The following is a 16,351-nucleotide window of genomic DNA, read 5'->3' as shown; positions in this document are numbered from 1 at the left end:
GTGCTGCGAACTGCACAGCTAGAGCGTTTGAGGCTTATTCTGGGTCATATCCTGCGGTTTTGAAGTTTACGCATTCGGCTGAAGTGAAGTCGACGGTGGGTCCGATCGCGCCCCATAGGGCGTCGATCGAACGTTCGGCCCTTGCTGGAAGCAGGGCCTTGAGCTCGGCGAAGTTGTTCGGATTGCACTCCGGCGAATAGGGCGGCAGGAACAGGAGTCTCGCGGGGCAYTCTCGATCGCCTCACSGACGCCGKCCGCTCGTGGGCCGGCAGGTTATCTCTGACGACGAAATCGCCCGGCATCAGCGTCGGGACCAAAATCTGATCGAAAACGGMMCCATTCATCGCTCCGTCATAGACGAAYGGGGCCKTCATGCCCTCTGACGAGGCAATTTAAGTTCATTGCGGGGTWCTCGCCCGCCCGCGGAACGACCRCCGRGGGAATAGCTAGTGCTGGCTTGCAAGGCAGCCTGTAGTCGCATCTCTCTGTTGAGGTATCCGTTGAGCAAACCGCTTCAATAGGCCCGTCGCTATCTCGTGTGGCACGGCTTGCGCGAATAAGTAGCCTTGGCCGAGCGCGCAGCCGACGCTCGTCAAAAGGGCTGCTTGGTCTTCGTTCTCGATGCCTTCGGCGATAACCCGGATGTCGAGCTTGCGGGCGATATCGATGAGACCTTCGACGATTGCCAGGCTCGGATCCCCTTGGGCAAGACGGTCAATGAAGGATTTGTCGATCTTGATGATGTCGATCGGGGCCGTGAGCAGATGAGTGAGCGACGCGAACCCGGTGCCAAAATCATCAAGTGCCACGCGTAGCCCATATCCGCGCAACGCTTTGATCTCGCGAGCGACCACCGGATCGTGCTGGCCGAGATAGACGGACTCCGTCACCTCGAGAACAATGTRCTTTAACGGGACGTTGTGCCGGCCGAATGCAGCTTGGAGGCGGGAAAAGAGTGTTCCGCTGTGAAAATCGGCCGACGCGATGTTGATGCYCACGTGCTGCAGTGGGATACCCTGATCCAGCCAGCAGCGCACATCCGATGCGACGGCTGCCATCATGCGTKCAGTCAAACYCGAAGCGACGCTAACATCCAAAGTGGCCTGATGAAATGCCGCMGCCGAGACAATTTCTCCGGTCGGCTTCCGCAGGCGACACAGTGCCTCCAGCCCGACGATCGCGCGCGTGTCGAGCCGCAAGATGGGCTGATAGAACGCGTCGATCCTGCCTTCGCGCAGGGCCGCGTCCACGTCGCGGATCACCTCGATGCGGGTCGTGATCGCGCTGCCCATTCCCGGCCAGTACAGCACGAAACCGCCACGCCCGGTTTCCTTGGCATGGTACAGKGCTAGGTCTGCGTGCTCGCGCACGATTGTTGGATCACCGTCGCCTACTGACAGCACCGCGCCGCCAATCGTTGCTCGTGGCAAAATCATGTGCCCACCGCACTCGGCGGGCACCGCCAGGGCCTGRAAAATYCGAACCGTCGTGCCCTCGATGTCCGCAAGCGCATCGGCCGCCTGAAGGATCACGGCAAACTCGTCACCTCCCATGCGGAACACGTGATCCGGCAAGACGCACTCGCTGACCCGACTTGCCACGGTCTGCAACAGCGCATCGCCGGCGGCATGACCAAAAGTGTCGTTGATCGTCTTTAAATTATCGAGATCGATCAGCAGCAAGGCCCAGGCGCCCGGCTCCGCACAGGAAAGGCGCTCAAGTGAMACGTCGAAACTCGCTCGGTTCGGCAGATCAGTCAGCGCATCGACAAAGGCCCGACGCTCCCGCTCGGTGACGCGCTGATCGCGTTCGAGGGCGATGGCGCAYAAGGAGGTACAGGATGCAACGATCTCTTTCTCTCGTGGAGAAGGACCGCGTTYCTCCTTGAAGTAGAAGGCGAAGGTGCCTAGCACAGCTCCGCTCGCGTCGAAGATGGGGGTCGACCAACACGCYTGGAGTCCTAAGGCCAAGGCCGGTTGCCTGAAGTCCGTCCAACGTGGATCGGTTGCGATATCCGCCACAATCGCAGTRCGGAGATAGGCCGCAGTGCCGCACGAGCCGACCTGCGGCCCGATCATCAACCCTTCGAGCCCGGCKGAATACTCATCRGGAAAGTTGGGTCCTGCTAGCGGATGCAACAATCCCCCGCTATCCACGCGCAAAACCGAACACCAGACGTCGGGCAAAAGCACCTCAATCTCACGACAGAGGCGGTCGGTCGTCGCTTCCAGCGTCGCGCCTCTCGCAATCATTTCCAGGATATTATTTTGCAACTGAAGCACGACTGGCAATGATCTCAGAAAAATGACCCCCGAGGTCCGTTATACCCCTTTGATGTAAACCGGCGGTGATGAGGCATGCAYTACGCTAGCTTAACAACGATATGGTACGGCAACCTCACGGATCACCGGGAGATCGCCCGCTTCTATCGCCAGTTCRTGACCGCGATTGCCGCGGCCAAAATCYGAAGAAGCCAACCGATGGGCTCGGACCGCACCCAAGCCACACCGYCTCAAGCGCGGCGAGTTTGTTCCGAAGAATATTTGCACAGACCTGTGGCTGACGAAAGCGCCGAGGTTTTGCTTTGGCAAACTCTGTTCACATCRAAACACTTTCTTCTGCCCCGGTGCTGTTATTCGGGGCGAGCATCCGGCGGCGGCCGGTCCCGCCTCTTTGGCTGTAGAACGTGCCGAGCGGCATGACAGCTTGGCATTCGCTCAGACAATCCGAGGCGCCCATACCCGCGGCGGCGACCCCTTCCGAGGTCGCTTTTTGTCCTTGCTGGGCTCCTCATCTGTCGGTGTCACCAGACGGGAACCTGGAGGCGGATCGGCGCGCTTCAGCTTTTGTTTAGCTAGCGTCCGCCGAGCCCTCTCGATGCAGGCAGCAAGTGAAAGACGATGCTTCTGTTTCATAGCGTCCGCTTCAGTTCATGAAGGTCGCGAGTAGCCCGTGAAGCTGGACGGCTGTCATCGCGATAAAGGCCGCAAGGCWAATTTCGATCGTGATCTCAATCCTCGGCGCGAGTGCCGACTGCCTSGGCCGTGGCGCAGCGGGTCTGAATGCTTGTTTCATTTTGACGCGCTCCTCGCGGCGTTTCGCCAAGCGGATCAAAAAGCGCGCCAGCTRRCCCGCCGCGTYGATGCGGACAATCAACARCGAGCGTCCGGCTCTCCTACATCGCTGGTCGCGRTCGACGAGGACGATCTCGKGGAACTCGCCTGGAAGCAATTTTTGGCACRAGCGATTGGGGCCCGGTCTGCCGAGTGTGCCGTCCTCTCCCCGTTGTCAATTGGGAGGCTGCACGATCTGAGGCGKGARACTGATCGAAGCAMCCRCGGAAATGAGAATAATGCCGGCGACTGCCAGCCAGACCCAAAATTCGAGAGGAGGCTCGGTSCGYTTCATCCGCTAGAAATCGCAGCCGCGAAGCCTTGTTCCGCGAATTAGTCCTCGCACCGCGTCAGCACCTTCCCGTCCGGCGTCGTGAAATAGCATGCGTCCTCGTAGTGGAGGGGAGTGCCATCCTCCAGCGAGTAGGAGACCGTGGATAGGCCGGGCTTGTTTTGCCAGACGATGATCATAAAGCGGGCTCCCTCAATATCCTGGCACTGTTCACGATAGAGCTCGCGGCGGGTGGTCGGCTGGCGCCGAGACGGCACGGCGTGACTTTGAGGGGTAGCCATGCGGACACCTCACGCGAACCACTGATGGCGATTCAACCATTCTGCACACTGGCGGGTTCCGCAAGGGAACGATTCGCCCTGCCGGCCGTTKGCGACTCGTTTCGTTGCGGAGTTGCRTKGATGGGTACGCGTCGCGTTCTCAGRGCCGGGCCGGGTGTCGATACCGTGAAGGGRCCGSTCACCCGGCGCCGGAAGCCCGAACGCGATCTGTTTTCYGATCCGATGCCCGAGCGCGTCGAGCCCTGTTTGGCGCTGCTGAAGGACGAGGTGCCGGCCGGTCCGGATTGGGCCTTYGAGGTGAAATGGGAYGGCTATCGCCTGGCGMTCCACATCGTCGGCAAGCGGGTSCGGATCATCACGCGMGGCGGCCATGACTGGACGCMGCGCTTTCCGACGATCGCGCRTGATGCGCTGMRSCTTGGCGTGGACAGCGCCATCCTCGACGGTGAGGCCGTGGTGCTCGACAAGCACGGTACTTCCGATTTCGGCGCTCTGCAAAAGGCTCTCGGTGGCCGCGGCGGCAAGCGGTTGGCCTCGGAGGCCGTTCTTTATGCCTTCGACCTGCTTTATCTGAACGGCCATGACCTGCGCCCGATGCCGCTGAGCGCTCGGCGCGAGATGCTGGAGGATCTCCTTCTGGCCGAGCCTCATGGCTYGATCCGGTTGAGCGAAGAGATCGACGCCGATGGCGGTCCATTCATGAAGCTCGCCTGCGAGATGAAGCTTGAAGGCATCATCGCCAAGCGCCGCGATGCGCCCTATCGATCGGGACGCGGSGGCGATTGGCTGAAGATCAAATGCAGCCRGTCGGARAGYTTCGTCATCGTCGGCTAYGARCCKTCGACGATYGCSCTKGGCGGSATCGGCCRGCTGCTGCTSGCCGCGAGGCAGGGCGACCACYTGGTCTATGTCGGYGGCGTCGGCACCGGCTTCACCGTTGAAACTGGCGCAGCGCTGCGCAAGGCGATGGACAGGCTCATTATAGSGAAGCCGGTGATCGACATGACCGGCCGCAGGCGCTCCTATCGCTGGMTCACGCCCGCGCTTGTCGCCGAGATCCAGTTYCGSGGCTGGACCGATGACGGCAAGCTGCGYCACGCCTCYTACAAGGACCTCCGAGAAGAAGCAGACGAGGCGTCGGTCTACGAGATGAAGCCGCAGCGACCGCCGGTAGATTTAGACCGATAAGGTCTGTCGACCGYCGAGAATGATCTGACCGCTTCGGAACCCGGCATCCTCGTGCTAGTTYATGGCCTGCGGCCGTCGCRGCACCCCTTCGACGGTCGCGGTGCAATCCTTGCCAGGGTGACCACCAGAAGCGAGCCGGCGTTYCCCCCCAGCCGGCTCGCTTCTTTTTGCCCTCGATCGGAGGCGTCAGCCCGCTCGAGCGCAGCGCTCATGTCCAGCTTATTGAGATGGCGCACCGCTAATAGGAGGCGCGAGATCAGTTCGATCATCAACCGCTGCGTCCAAACGAACRGAGAGTGGTTGAGAAACGGAATAATTGCTCGTCTGAGACCACTGTCGGCAGCATAGCTAAAATCGCCGCCAAAAAAGAAAATGCGTATCTGAGAAAATATAATTTGGATCCTCGGGCGAATTGGGCTAGGTATGTCTTCATCGAGATTGCTTGGACGGCCGTTGTTATTTTCGCGCTTTGGCGCGACTCTGATGAACTCCCCCTTTCGAAATCGTTCTGAACTCGCCAGACATTTTGTCGGYGAGCGACAGGTCTTGCCAAAAGGAGGGTTTCTTATGACCACCGGCACAGTGAAATGGTTCAATTCCACCAAGGGTTTCGGCTTCATTCAGCCCGACGACGGCAGCCAGGATGTGTTCGTGCACATCTCCGCCGTCGAACGCGCTGGAATGCGGGACCTGCAAGAAGGCCAGAAGCTTGGATACGAAGTCGCSCGCGACAATCGTTCCGGCAAGATGGCTGCGGAACAGCTCCAGACTGCGTGACCTGGCAATTGCTGCYGTTGACCACGGATGTACTGGCACCAGCGACGATAGCCACTCGAAAGGCCGGGCATTTGCTCGGCCTTTATTGTTTTTAATCTAACCGCAAATGGAAATCATTGTGATCGAACTATCAAAGCAGCGCCTAACAGCCGACAATCAGTTCTTGAAGATCCAGACACGATCCCTGTCTCACGCAAGGATTGTCTCCGAMACGGAGAGGCTGACTCAGCAGCGATCTGACAACATGATCAAGCTGCGCGGGCTGCGCCTGGCAAAAGAGGCCTCCGATAGACGGGCGGCGCTCGCAGCACCAGTCAATTTGAARTCACGGCGCCGAACCGGATTCAAATGACGGGAACCGTCATCCTCGGCTGCATCGATTATTCTCTCGTSGAGTTTGCGGCGATAGCCTACGCTCCGGAATCGCCAGTCGTAGACCGTCGGGCGCTTCGACCGGCAACGAGAGGCAATTCGCGTCATGGAATCGCGAGCGAGTCACGCGCTGATCGGGTTGCTCACGCTTGCCATCGTCGCGGGACTTCTCGGCTTCACCTATTGGTTTGGCAGCGGCACAACAGAGACCGTCAACGTTTGCCTGGTCTTCAATAGCGATATCTCAGGGCTCGGCCGGGGTTCCAGCGTGCTCTTCAATGGTCTTAAGGTCGGCGAGGTCACACAGGTCGAGATCGAGCCCACCAATCCGCGTCAGATCAACGCCACCATAAAGGTTTCTCGTTCGACACCGTTACGAGCTGACACGAGCGCCCGCCTCGAAGGTCAGGGCTTGGCGGGGGTGGTCGCGGTCCAGCTTCGTGCGGGTGACCCCAGCGCGGCCGCATTGCTCCCGGCAGCAGGTCGATCGCTGCCGGATATCGCCGCCGAACCCTCCGAGGATATCATCAAGAGAGTGGGATCAATCGCCAGGAACATTGATGGCGCGCTTGTCGGGATCGAGGGCGCTATCAACAGCAATGCGGGGCCTATATCTGCCTCCATAGCAGAGGCGGAACGGTCCACTCGCGCACAAGCCGAGTATATCGGCGGCCTSGACAAGCTGATGAAAGGCATCGAAACGACCGCCGAATTCATTGGTCCGCTTCCCSATAAGCTCCAGGCTTTCAGCGATGGAGTGCTGGACAATATTCGCCCTATCGACCCGGGTCGTGTTGCTCGCGTGATTGATGATATCGACAAGTTTTCCACCGGGCTCGGCGCCGCAGCCCCAGAGGTCAGCACGGCAATAAAGAGCGCCGCATCGACAACGCAGAAGCTCAACACGGCGGCAGACCAGTTCGACAGCGTTCTCAAAGGCGCCCAGGCTTATCTCGACGCCGCCAATGGCGAGAATGGGCGCAAGCTCCTCGAGGAGGTGACCGACTACGCCAAATACCTGCGYGAACTAGCGAGGACTTTGGACACGCGCTCAGCAGCGCTAACGGTTCAAATCGCTCGTTCTACGGCCTCCGGATTGCAAAGTCTCGGCAAGGTCACGACAGATAGTCAACATTGGCTTGCCCGATTTATGCGCTCGTTGCRCGAAGTGAATCAGAATCCGCAAGRTCTGCTATTCGGCRACCGCGGCCGGCTGCCTCAACACAGGGGCTCGCGTTAGTACYGCGAAAGCAAAGTCAGCYGGGTAKCGGTAACSCTTCATTCACCACGATACCCGGCATTTGGCTCAAATGCCGCATTTCTGCGGAACGGACCCGGCAGGCTCGGATTGTCTCGCTGTCACAGGAGAGCAATCCGATGCGGTACCATCTCCCTCTGGATTTCTGGCTCTGGCTTGCGGTCGCCTTCAATGTGGCTCTTTCCGTCGCGGCCTGCGCGCGCGCCGCATCGGTTGGCTGAGGTTCATTTGGGCCGATCAGATATTCCGATCGGCTTTGAAAGCGTCCAGGGGCGGCGGGGCAAGTTCACCGTCTCTTGAAGGAACCTTAGCGCGAGCTATGTGGTTGTCAGCGTGGCATCCTCGGATGCCTGCATGCTCTCCAGTTGGATGCGTCGCCGCGGATGTACCGGCCGCACCCGACAGGAGGGCAAAGCCAGTTTCCCGGGGACGACCGGACCATCCACGTCCTGGCCAATAACCGAGCTTGGCGAAAGCCAGCCCACTGGRGTTCATCAGGTCTACGGCTCAAATGGGATTGTAGTCTTCATGCCCCGCAAATCCGGGCGCTTGGTTGATATTGCCTCCTGAATGCGCGCCGCGTAGCATCTTAAAAGCAGCTCCTCACCGGAGGTGGACATGGCTCTTCCCGACGACCTCGTGACTTGGAGCGTCAAGCGCATTGGGCAGAAAATCGGTGATGGCGAATGCTGGAGCATGCTCGAAACCGCCTTGACTGACTGCGGCGGCAAGACCTCAACCCAACTCATGGGCGGCAAGGTAGGGCCTGACGGCGATTATATCTGGGGCACACTGGTGAAGGATCTGCGCCGCGATATTGTCGTTGGCGACATTCTGCAGTTCCGGAACTTCGTCTGGGAGGACAGAACGGAGGTAAAAACGACGCATCCAAACGGTGATTGGGAGACGGGCGGGTCAGCGGTTGAGAAGCGCCCTCATCATACCGCCATCGTCGAGGCTGTCGTCGGCCAAGGCATTGTCGACGTGCTAGAGCAGAACGTCCCTGGAGGCGATCCCATCCATCGCGCACGCCTGCACGTCGTCTCGTTTCTGGGTCCGAAGATAAAGAAGACCCTGCCTAACGGGGACGTAGTGGAAACTACGCCGAACCACCGCGTCAGCGGCACGGTCTGGGCATTTCACCCGCAGGTCGCGTTAGCGGCCAAGAAGCCCTGAAGCCTAAGCAGTGACCTAGCTACCAATCTCCCATACGAGCGCGACCGGCGTCTCGTCTCTTCTCGAGGCTGCGATGCCATTTCGCGCCGACTCGATCACTTGGATCGAAATCCTCCCTCTTAATCGCGTCGCGAAATCTCCCCGCCCACTCCACGGGGGCCCACGCCTCCTGTCCGCGGCGCTATGACGCCAAAGCGACCGCCACTTCGTTCATCTGCAATGCAATGAGGCGTTGTTAAGCCGATCAGACGCCGCAGACTCCACAACGCTTACCCTGCGGACCGGCCGATCCAGCGCCCTTATCCAGGCCGCCGCAGCGCCGAACTCAAATCAGCTCCTGATCGATCAGCTGGCCATCACGCTCCTGACGCATCATCGTGCCGATGACGCGGAGCCCAATTTGTCAATCGGTGAACCACGATCGATCCGGCGCAGGCGTCCGCCGCGGACACCCTMTCCAGCTTGATCTCGACCTGATGCAGCAATTCCTGGTCATCGCCACATGCCTCGCATCTTGGCCCTGACATCGACCTTAGGCCCGCCTGATGGTGCCCGCTTGGCGTCTGCGGCCGCGATCGGCCAGGCAGTCCGCTCGAACTGACCAAGCACCGCGTTCGGAATGAAGCGGGTCCGATTAGCGTAGACATGACGGTCGCTAGTGGCGGATTGGCCGTGCGTGAAGAAGCGTTGCGGGACGACAAGATGCAGATCGTCCTTCGCCCGCGTCATCGCGACATAGAGCAAGCGACGCTCCTCCTCGATCTCGTCACGTGCGCCGGCGCCAAGATCGATCGGAATGCAGCCATCGACGGTGTTCATGACGAAGACCGACTTCCACTCCTGCCCCTTGGCGGAATGGATCGTCGACAGGATCAGGTAGTCTTCGTCGAGATGTGGCACGCCGGATTGGTCGCTGGTCGCGTCCGGCGGATCGAGCGTCAATTCGGTCAGGAAGCGCTCACGCGACGGATAGCCCCCGGCGATCTGTTCGAGCTGCACGAGATCAGCCTGCCGCGTGCTGGCATCTTCGTGGATGCGCTCCAAGTGAGGCTCATACCAGCGGCGGGCGCGCTCAATCTCGGCCGGCCACCCTGCGGTGCCGGCGCGCAGCTCGCTGACGGCGGCGACGAATGACGCCCAATCGTCACCGGCCCGCGGCGGAGCCGGAGCGTTCTCAAGAGCCTCGAGAGGCACTGAGGCCCGCGCGACATGTTCCAGGACGCGCTGCGCCGAGGTCGGGCCAACGCCGGGCAACAGCTGCAGCAACCTGAAACCAGAGACCCTGTCGCGCGGGTTCTCGACGAAGCGCAGCAGCGCCAGCAGATCCTTGATATGGGCGCTATCCAGGAACTTCAGCCCACCAAATTTGACGAATGGAATGTTCCGGCGCGTGAGTTCGATCTCCAGTGGACCGCTATGGTGCGATGCCCGGAACAGCACGGCCTGCTGTTTCAGCGTCGATCCGCCTTCTCGGTTCTCCAGCACCTTCTCGGCAATAAAACGAGCCTGATCGGCCTCATCTCGGACATGCACCAGCTGGGGCGGCGACCCGGTCGCACGATCGGTCCAAAGGTTCTTGGTGAAACGCTCGGCCGCCAGATCGATGACGGCATTTGCAGCCGACAGAATGGCGCTGGTCGAGCGGTAATTCTGATCGAGCGTGATGACCTCGGCCGGCGGAACGAAGGCTGCCGGGAAATCGAGGATGTTGCGGACCGTGGCCGCCCGGAACGAATAAATCGACTGGGCATCGTCGCCGACGACAGTCAGGCCGCGGCCGTCCGGCTTCAGCGCGAGCAGGATCGAGGACTGGAGACGGTTCGTGTCCTGATACTCATCGACCATCACGTGATCGAAGCGACCGCCTATGTCCGCGGCGATATCGGGATCGGTCACGGCTTGCGCCCAGTAGAGCAGCAGGTCGTCGTAATCGAGGACGTTCTGGCTCTGCTTGGCTTCGACATAGGCAGCGAACAGCTCTTTCAGCTCCGCGGCCCAAGTGGCGCACCAAGGGTAAGACAAGCGCAGAACCTCTTCGATCGGCAGCTCGGCGTTCACGCAGCGCGAATAGACCGCCAGGCAAGTGCCTTTCGTCGGAAACCGCGACTCCGTCTTGGAGAAGCCAAGCTCGTGCCTAACCAGGTTCATCTGGTCGGCCGAGTCCTCCCGATCATGGATCGTGAAAGCGGGATCGAGACCGAGCTGTTCGGCATAGTCGCGCAGCAGGCGGGCGCCGATGCYGTGGAAGGTGCCTGCCCAGGTCAAGGCGTCGGCCAGGACGCCAGCACCGTCGCCAAGCACCTTCCGTGCAATCCGCTCGACGCGCTTCGCCATCTCGGACGCCGCGCGGCGCGAAAACGTCATCAGCAGGATGCGCCGCGGATCGGCGCCGCTGACCATGAGGTGAGCCACGCGGTGCGCAAGCGTGTTGGTCTTGCCTGAGCCGGCACCCGCGATGACAAGCAGGGGCGCGGAAGCCACCGCGCCCACGCCATGGATCACCGCGCGTCGCTGTGCCGGGTTGAGCGCGTCGAGATAGCTGATCGGGGCGATGGCGTTCATGCCTTCAATTTCCGAACCGGCCGCGCTCCTTCCGAGAACCGGCCGCGCAGAAAGCCGAGCGAGGCTGCGCGATCAGCATCTCGCAAGAGCTCTTCACGGTTATGAAGCAATGCCCCGATCGCGGCCCGGGCGTCACCCTCGAACTCCACCAAAACCGAATCGATCTGTTGCTCCATAAGCTTCGGAACAGATGCCTGTTTCAGCACGAYTGGCGGCATTGATGCGTCCTCGATGAGGAGAACATTATGAGAACAATCACCTTCGAGGAGTCAAGCTCCGAGGCGCAAATCTACACCGGGGCGCCTGCTYGAATGGGGCCGGCTAGGCACGATACCGATCGAACGCCGTCAGCCGCAGGGTCAATGGTTCCGCGTCCTCCCAGCCATAAATCTCCGTGCGGAGATAGCGGAGCTCCTCCTCTTCGAGCTCGTCATCGATCTCAATCCACCAGGCTCTCGGCCTGCCGTCACTTCCATCCGACCAGCGATAGCCTCTGCCTTTGAGATGGTCCTTCATGTCGAATGGCGCGTTTTCCGCATAGACGCGGACACGGCTACGCTCGCTTGAACGTAAGAGCTCACAGAATGGTAGCGCGCCACCCTCCCCGGCCGGCCTCGCCAGTACCTCCAAAAGCGCGTTGCAATCATCCGTCGCGCGGTGGCCCTCATGGAACAGCCCGGAYTGGCCCACGAGGTATCCGAGCTTGTTTCCCTCGAAGCCAAGATCCGCCCAAGGGACTTCTCTGACGGAACAGGCCCAGGCTTTCGAGACGAAGGCCGGCGAGAGCTTTTCGCAGAACGGGCGATCGAATGCGGCGTTATGGGCGATGACGAGATCCGCGGGCTCGATCAGCGCGTCAAGCGCTGCAATATCAATCTCGTGACCAGCGACCATATCGTCGGTAATGCCGGTCAGCCGTTTGATTTCCGCCGGTATCGGCTCCGAGGGCTGACGCAGGCCGCTATAGATRCCCACGACGTCGCCGATCACACCTGCGTCGTCATAGGTGAAAGCGACAGCGCCAATTTCGATGATTTCGTYCTTTGCGGAATTYAGGCCGGTCGTCTCCGTGTCCACCAGAACCGCGAGGTTCGGAAAGGCGCTTTCGGCTCGCGGGATGATGGGCCGCGGCACGAGCTTCCGTAAAATCCTGAAGCGCCCACCCTGCTCCAGCCGTTGTGCGGCCTCCTCGTCATTCCAGCCGGGCAGAGTAGGTAGAGTTTCTGACTTGCGTTTCCGGGGCACGGATCTCGCCATCTGCCGGTAGCCCGGCGCATCATCGAACAAGTCAAACTGGATAGAGGCAATCTTCATTTTGCGGCCCTCGTCGTCGTGGGCGCTCGCCATTTGCGGTCGAGGGCAAGGAGCTCAGCGATGAGCCTTCCACGCGGCCCATATAGCTTCCATGCGATTTCCATCAGCCCAGTTTTGCAGCGGTCAATAAGGTGGCTCCGGACGTCGCGTCCACAATAGCCCACGGTTCGTTCCTACTAAGGGTTGGTCGCAGTTCGCGTGGCAGGTGATTAYTTGTGCGCCGCGCGCCGACCCGCAGCGCGATCGGCTTCTTACCGCCTCTGTAACGCCGCTTCGGAACCCCGGAATAACACATCGCGTTGCCGCTGCATGAATCGAACGATGGTGATGGCCGTGCCGCGACCCGCTTTCGAGCTGCTGAAGTTCTTCCGGGCAGCCTTGCTAGGTGGATGCGTCGTGCTGGTGCCATTCACCGCGCAAGCCCTCACCGCCGACGAAGTGAACCAAGCAGGCCGTCCRGCCACCACGAAAAGCAAGGTGACGCGGCCCAATGCGTCGATCGTCAAAGCTCAGGTCTTGCTGGCGCGTCAGGGGRTCTCTCCCGGGGAGATCGACGGCCTGGATGGCGACAACTATCGGAAGGCCATCAACCAGTTCCGCCGCCGCGAAAATCTCGGAACCGGCGAGATCATCGACGCATCGACATGGCAGGCCCTTAAAGGGGACATCAGCGCGGATGTCGTCTCGGACTACGTCGTGACAAAGGAGGATATCAAAACCCGGTTCGTCCGGCGCATTCCTCACGACTACGCTCGCCAGGCCCGGATGAAACGGCTCGGCTACAGGAACGCGCAGGAGATGTTCGCCGAACGCTTTCACATGAGCGAAGGCCTACTCAGGGTGCTCAACCCGCGAACGCATTATCGGAAGCGTGAAGAAACGCTGCACGTCGTCTCGGTCGGACGAACCGCTCCTTCGGACGAGGCGCGAACCGTCGAGGCCGACAAGACCAACGGCATGGTTCGAGCGCTCGATGCGACGGGAAAGGTGCTCGCACTCTATCCGGCCACCATCGGCAGCGAGGACACCCCGTCGCCCGAGGGCGAGTATCAGGTTGTGAGGGTCGTGAAGAACCCGACCTATCACTACGACCCGGTCAAGAATTTCCAGCAGGGCAAGAACAAGCGTCGCCTGGTGCTCCCCAGGGGTCCCAACAACCCGGTCGGCACGGTCTGGATCGAGCTGTCGAAGCCGACCTTCGGCATTCATGGTACGCCGGAGCCTTCGAAGATCAGCAAGGCGTCGTCGCATGGCTGTGTGCGGCTCACGAATTGGGATGCGGAGGAACTGGCCCAGATCGTCAAGCCAGGTACGACCGTCCGCTTCGTCGACTAGCCGATGTCRCCCCRCATTCTGGCTTGCAAYTTTGACCGGCCGTCGGCATCGGTCTGGACTGCGGGACGGTAGGGCGATGGCTGCGCGCGAGCACAACGACGTCGAAATCCGCGAAGATGGAGAGGGCCCGGGAGCGATCGTCTCCTTTCCGTTCGACGCCGCTGCGGTCGAACGCTTTCGGGACACTTTTCCGAGAGCGCGCTGGAACGACGACCTGGCTGCTTGGCGGATCCCGGGCAAGACGGCGATGCTTCGCGCGGCRCGATGGCTCGATCGTGAGCTGCCGAGCGCCTTCAGCCTCGCCGATCAGCGCGGCCGCGATTCCTTTTCGTTCGAGCCGATCGTCAGCCCYTATCTGAAGGTCGCCGATGAGATCGTCGTGCGCACCCCTTATTCACGAACCGTCGTCGAGGAATTGCGCGCGGTTCCATGGGCCTGGTGGAACGGAGATGACAAGGCTTGGCACGTACCATTCCGATCAATCGATGAACTTCGCAAGAGATGGCCGGCGATCGAAGCCGCCGCGGAACGCAGCGAGCCGGAGGCTCGAAAGCAACGGCGCCAAGCGGCGAAATCCGCGCCCGCATACGAAGACGCCAAAGCAGCGATGACTGAGCGCCGCCGCCGGCGCTATCCTGTCCCGGCGAGCGAGCAGCCGCCGCTCGACAGAGTGCTCATGTCCCATGAAGGACCGCTCGTCATCCTTGAGGTGACCGGCGAGATCGTTCCCGCGGAGACAGCCGCCCGGCATTACCCTTGGAGTTCCGGACAGCCCGACGATCTGGTCTGGGCATTGTGGCGTCGCCCGACGCACGACGAACTTGTAAAAACCTGGCCTGCCCGACATCCCGCCGCGGTGAGCGCCCTCCTCCGAGGATGGTGGCAACCTACGCTCGAGGAACTGCGCATCGCGCGGCGCGCGGCGAGGTCATTGGAGCGCGCTCGGGAAACTCGACGTCGTCGCGGCGGTTCCGACGATCCGGCGGGTTGAGCCCCGCCCGACCGGGTTTCCGTCCTCGTCGGGTTCCGCGCCGGTCACGCCGAGTATGTCAATCGCGCAATCCGCTCCGCAAAGACTTCGATCCCGGGCTTATGACTGGCGTTCCCTGACRTAGCGGTGATCCGTGTGGCGGCCTGCGTAGTCTCGGTCRATCYYCTCGATCAGACGGTCGCCATCGTCGCGATCGACCTTGCGCAGGATGGCATCGAGCTTGGCCTCCATGCGRTCATCGCCCTCCTTCGATTGCGGTGAGCCGACATGAAGCAGGATCGCGAGCCCCGCGACCTGCCACAGCAATTGCAGGAATTCCGACTGCCAGTTCTCGAGCGTGTCGCGCATCATCTCGATGAAGTACCCCYCGAAGCTRGCGGCCTGACCATGGCTCGCYTGTTCGTTGGCATAGGCGAACCAGCCGAAGACCCAGTGGCCGACCAAGCTGATCAGGAAGAAGCCGCCGGTCACCCAGGCAAATCCGTATCGGGTCCAGATCGAGTGTTTCATTCACCGCTCCCAGTCCCGCARGGCTTCGAGAAGCATCGCTGCGAGAGGGAACTCCGATCGGCTGCCGGGGTTCAACCCGGACACCGCCTCTTTCAGGAGCGCCCCATGCAGACGAAACCGCCAAGCATCCGAGACGACGCTGAACACAACAGGTTCGTGATGGCGGTTCCGGGCGGCGAGGCCTTTGCAACGTATCGGCGCCTTGATGACTACCTTATTGTTTCGCACACCGAGGTGCCGTCGAGTTTGCGCGGTCGAGGTCTCGGCTCGCAGCTTGCTGAAGCCCTGTTCGAGCGCGCACGCGGCCGCGGAGAGCGTATCGTCCCCGCCTGCTCATTCATTGCGGACTGGGCCAGGCGGCATCCTGAATACCAAGACGTTCTCGCCCAGCGGACGGAGCGGGCGCAATGATCGACCATATTTCCGTCGGCACCAATGATCTCGGGAAGGCGCGTACGTTCTACGACGCGGTCCTTGCGGAACTCGGGATCCGGCTTCTCAGCAGCAGCAATCGATCGGCCGACTACGGCGTGAGCAGCATTCTCTTCAGCATCGAGATACCCGTCGACGGCAAGAGGGCTTCCAGCGGCAACGGGACCCACATCGCTTTTGCTGCCGGCAGCCGAGAGATCGTGAACGCCTTTTACCATGCCGCGCTCGCCAACGGTGGCACCGACGCTGGCGCCCCGGGTGTACGCCCGAATTACGACGCTCACTACTATGGCGCCTTCGTCTTCGATCCCGACGGCAACAAGATCGAGGCCGTCACCCGTTCATCCAAGTGAAGGAGGACGACATGCCTGCAAAATCAGCCGCTCAACAGAAGGCCGCGGGCGCCGCGCTCGCCGCCAAGCGGGGAGACATCAAGGAAAGCAAGCTCAAGGGCGCATCAAAATCGATGGARAAGTCGATGAGCGAGAGCGAACTCGAGAAGATGGCTTCGACCAAGCGCAGGGGAAAACCCGAGCACAAGGCCAAGCACTGACTCGTCGCGTCTCGAGGAAATAACGATGACATCACACTTCGAACCGCCCTTCCCTGAGCAGCAGCAACCGATGCCGGGGCGCACCGATGCCATGAAACCCCGACCGGACCATGGCGAGGACAGCTATGTCGGCTCGGGTCGCCTCAAGGGCAAGCGCGCCATCATCACCGGCGGCGACAGTGGCATCGGGCGGGCTG

14 protein-coding genes and 2 pseudogenes are annotated in these 16,351 nt (G+C 61.1%); 10 read left to right on the top strand and 6 right to left on the bottom strand.

Annotated features, from left to right (window positions below):
- Positions 1-34: 34 nt before the first annotated feature.
- Positions 35-377: pseudogene (locus AB4Y99_RS16700) on the bottom strand (transposase); the annotation flags it as partial.
- Positions 378-446: 69 nt separating this feature from the next.
- Positions 447-2,252, bottom strand: coding sequence for a putative bifunctional diguanylate cyclase/phosphodiesterase (locus AB4Y99_RS16695; RefSeq protein ID WP_441524091.1), 1,806 nt, complete (start codon positions 2,250-2,252; stop codon positions 447-449).
- Between the two features lie 1,458 nt (positions 2,253-3,710).
- On the opposite strand from AB4Y99_RS16695, the gene ligD reads away from it, so the two are divergent.
- The 4 genes from ligD (at position 3,711) to AB4Y99_RS16675 (ending at position 8,457) form a co-directional block, all read left to right on the top strand.
- The gene (ligD, locus tag AB4Y99_RS16690; protein ID WP_441524090.1) at positions 3,711-4,874 is read left to right on the top strand and encodes a non-homologous end-joining DNA ligase; all 1,164 of its coding nucleotides are present in this window, start codon (positions 3,711-3,713) and stop codon (positions 4,872-4,874) included.
- A 567-nt stretch (positions 4,875-5,441) separates the two neighbouring features.
- A complete protein-coding gene (locus AB4Y99_RS16685; RefSeq protein WP_038358045.1) occupies positions 5,442-5,651 on the top strand; it encodes a cold-shock protein in 210 nt (69 codons plus the stop codon).
- 478 nt (positions 5,652-6,129) lie between these two features.
- On the top strand, positions 6,130-7,263 hold the full coding sequence (locus AB4Y99_RS16680) for an MlaD family protein (RefSeq protein WP_441524088.1): 1,134 nt from the start codon (positions 6,130-6,132) through the stop codon (positions 7,261-7,263).
- Positions 7,264-7,899: 636 nt separating this feature from the next.
- Positions 7,900-8,457, top strand: a complete 558-nt coding sequence (locus AB4Y99_RS16675; protein ID WP_133561228.1) for a hypothetical protein — start codon at positions 7,900-7,902, stop codon at positions 8,455-8,457.
- A 492-nt stretch (positions 8,458-8,949) separates the two neighbouring features.
- On the opposite strand, the gene AB4Y99_RS16670 is transcribed toward AB4Y99_RS16675, so the two are convergent.
- The 3 genes from AB4Y99_RS16670 to AB4Y99_RS16660 all read right to left on the bottom strand — a co-directional run bounded on the left by AB4Y99_RS16670 (position 8,950) and on the right by AB4Y99_RS16660 (position 12,366).
- The gene (locus tag AB4Y99_RS16670) at positions 8,950-11,019 is read right to left on the bottom strand and encodes an ATP-dependent helicase (protein WP_441524087.1); all 2,070 of its coding nucleotides are present in this window, start codon (positions 11,017-11,019) and stop codon (positions 8,950-8,952) included.
- Positions 11,016-11,237, bottom strand: a complete 222-nt coding sequence (locus tag AB4Y99_RS16665) for a hypothetical protein (RefSeq protein WP_441524086.1) — start codon at positions 11,235-11,237, stop codon at positions 11,016-11,018. Before AB4Y99_RS16665 ends, AB4Y99_RS16670 begins: the two co-directional genes overlap by 4 nt.
- Positions 11,238-11,340: 103 nt before the next feature.
- Entirely contained in the window at positions 11,341-12,366 is a 1,026-nt protein-coding gene (locus AB4Y99_RS16660; RefSeq protein ID WP_441524085.1) for a 3'-5' exonuclease, read from the bottom strand.
- Between the two features lie 288 nt (positions 12,367-12,654).
- Between AB4Y99_RS16660 and AB4Y99_RS16655 the strand changes: the two genes are divergently transcribed.
- Positions 12,655-13,668 (top strand): L,D-transpeptidase, encoded by a 1,014-nt coding sequence (locus AB4Y99_RS16655; RefSeq protein ID WP_441524084.1) that lies wholly within the window; start codon positions 12,655-12,657, stop codon positions 13,666-13,668.
- A gap of 76 nt (positions 13,669-13,744) precedes the next feature.
- Positions 13,745-14,659, top strand: a complete 915-nt coding sequence (locus AB4Y99_RS16650) for a hypothetical protein (protein WP_441524083.1) — start codon at positions 13,745-13,747, stop codon at positions 14,657-14,659.
- Positions 14,660-14,758: 99 nt separating this feature from the next.
- On the opposite strand, the gene AB4Y99_RS16645 is transcribed toward AB4Y99_RS16650, so the two are convergent.
- A complete protein-coding gene (locus tag AB4Y99_RS16645; protein ID WP_441524082.1) occupies positions 14,759-15,169 on the bottom strand; it encodes a DUF6766 family protein in 411 nt (136 codons plus the stop codon).
- Positions 15,170-15,274: 105 nt separating this feature from the next.
- On the opposite strand from AB4Y99_RS16645, the gene AB4Y99_RS16640 reads away from it, so the two are divergent.
- The 4 genes and pseudogenes from AB4Y99_RS16640 to AB4Y99_RS16625 form a co-directional block, all read left to right on the top strand.
- Positions 15,275-15,580, top strand: a complete 306-nt coding sequence (locus AB4Y99_RS16640; RefSeq protein WP_112764231.1) for a GNAT family N-acetyltransferase — start codon at positions 15,275-15,277, stop codon at positions 15,578-15,580.
- Positions 15,577-15,954: a VOC family protein gene (locus AB4Y99_RS16635; RefSeq protein ID WP_441524081.1), complete on the top strand. Its 378-nt coding sequence runs from the start codon at positions 15,577-15,579 to the stop codon at positions 15,952-15,954. The genes AB4Y99_RS16640 and AB4Y99_RS16635 overlap by 4 nt, the downstream gene beginning before the upstream one ends.
- 11 nt (positions 15,955-15,965) lie before the next feature.
- Positions 15,966-16,154 (top strand): DUF3008 family protein, encoded by a 189-nt coding sequence (locus AB4Y99_RS16630; protein WP_441524089.1) that lies wholly within the window; start codon positions 15,966-15,968, stop codon positions 16,152-16,154.
- Between the two features lie 25 nt (positions 16,155-16,179).
- Positions 16,180-16,351: pseudogene (locus AB4Y99_RS16625) on the top strand (NAD(P)-dependent oxidoreductase); the annotation flags it as partial.

The organism is Allobosea sp. TAB14, assembly GCF_052113865.1.
Lineage (GTDB): Bacteria > Pseudomonadota > Alphaproteobacteria > Rhizobiales > Beijerinckiaceae > Allobosea > Allobosea spartocytisi.
The sequence above is the reverse complement of the archived record's forward strand: the minus strand, read 5'-3'. Positions and strand labels throughout refer to the sequence as shown.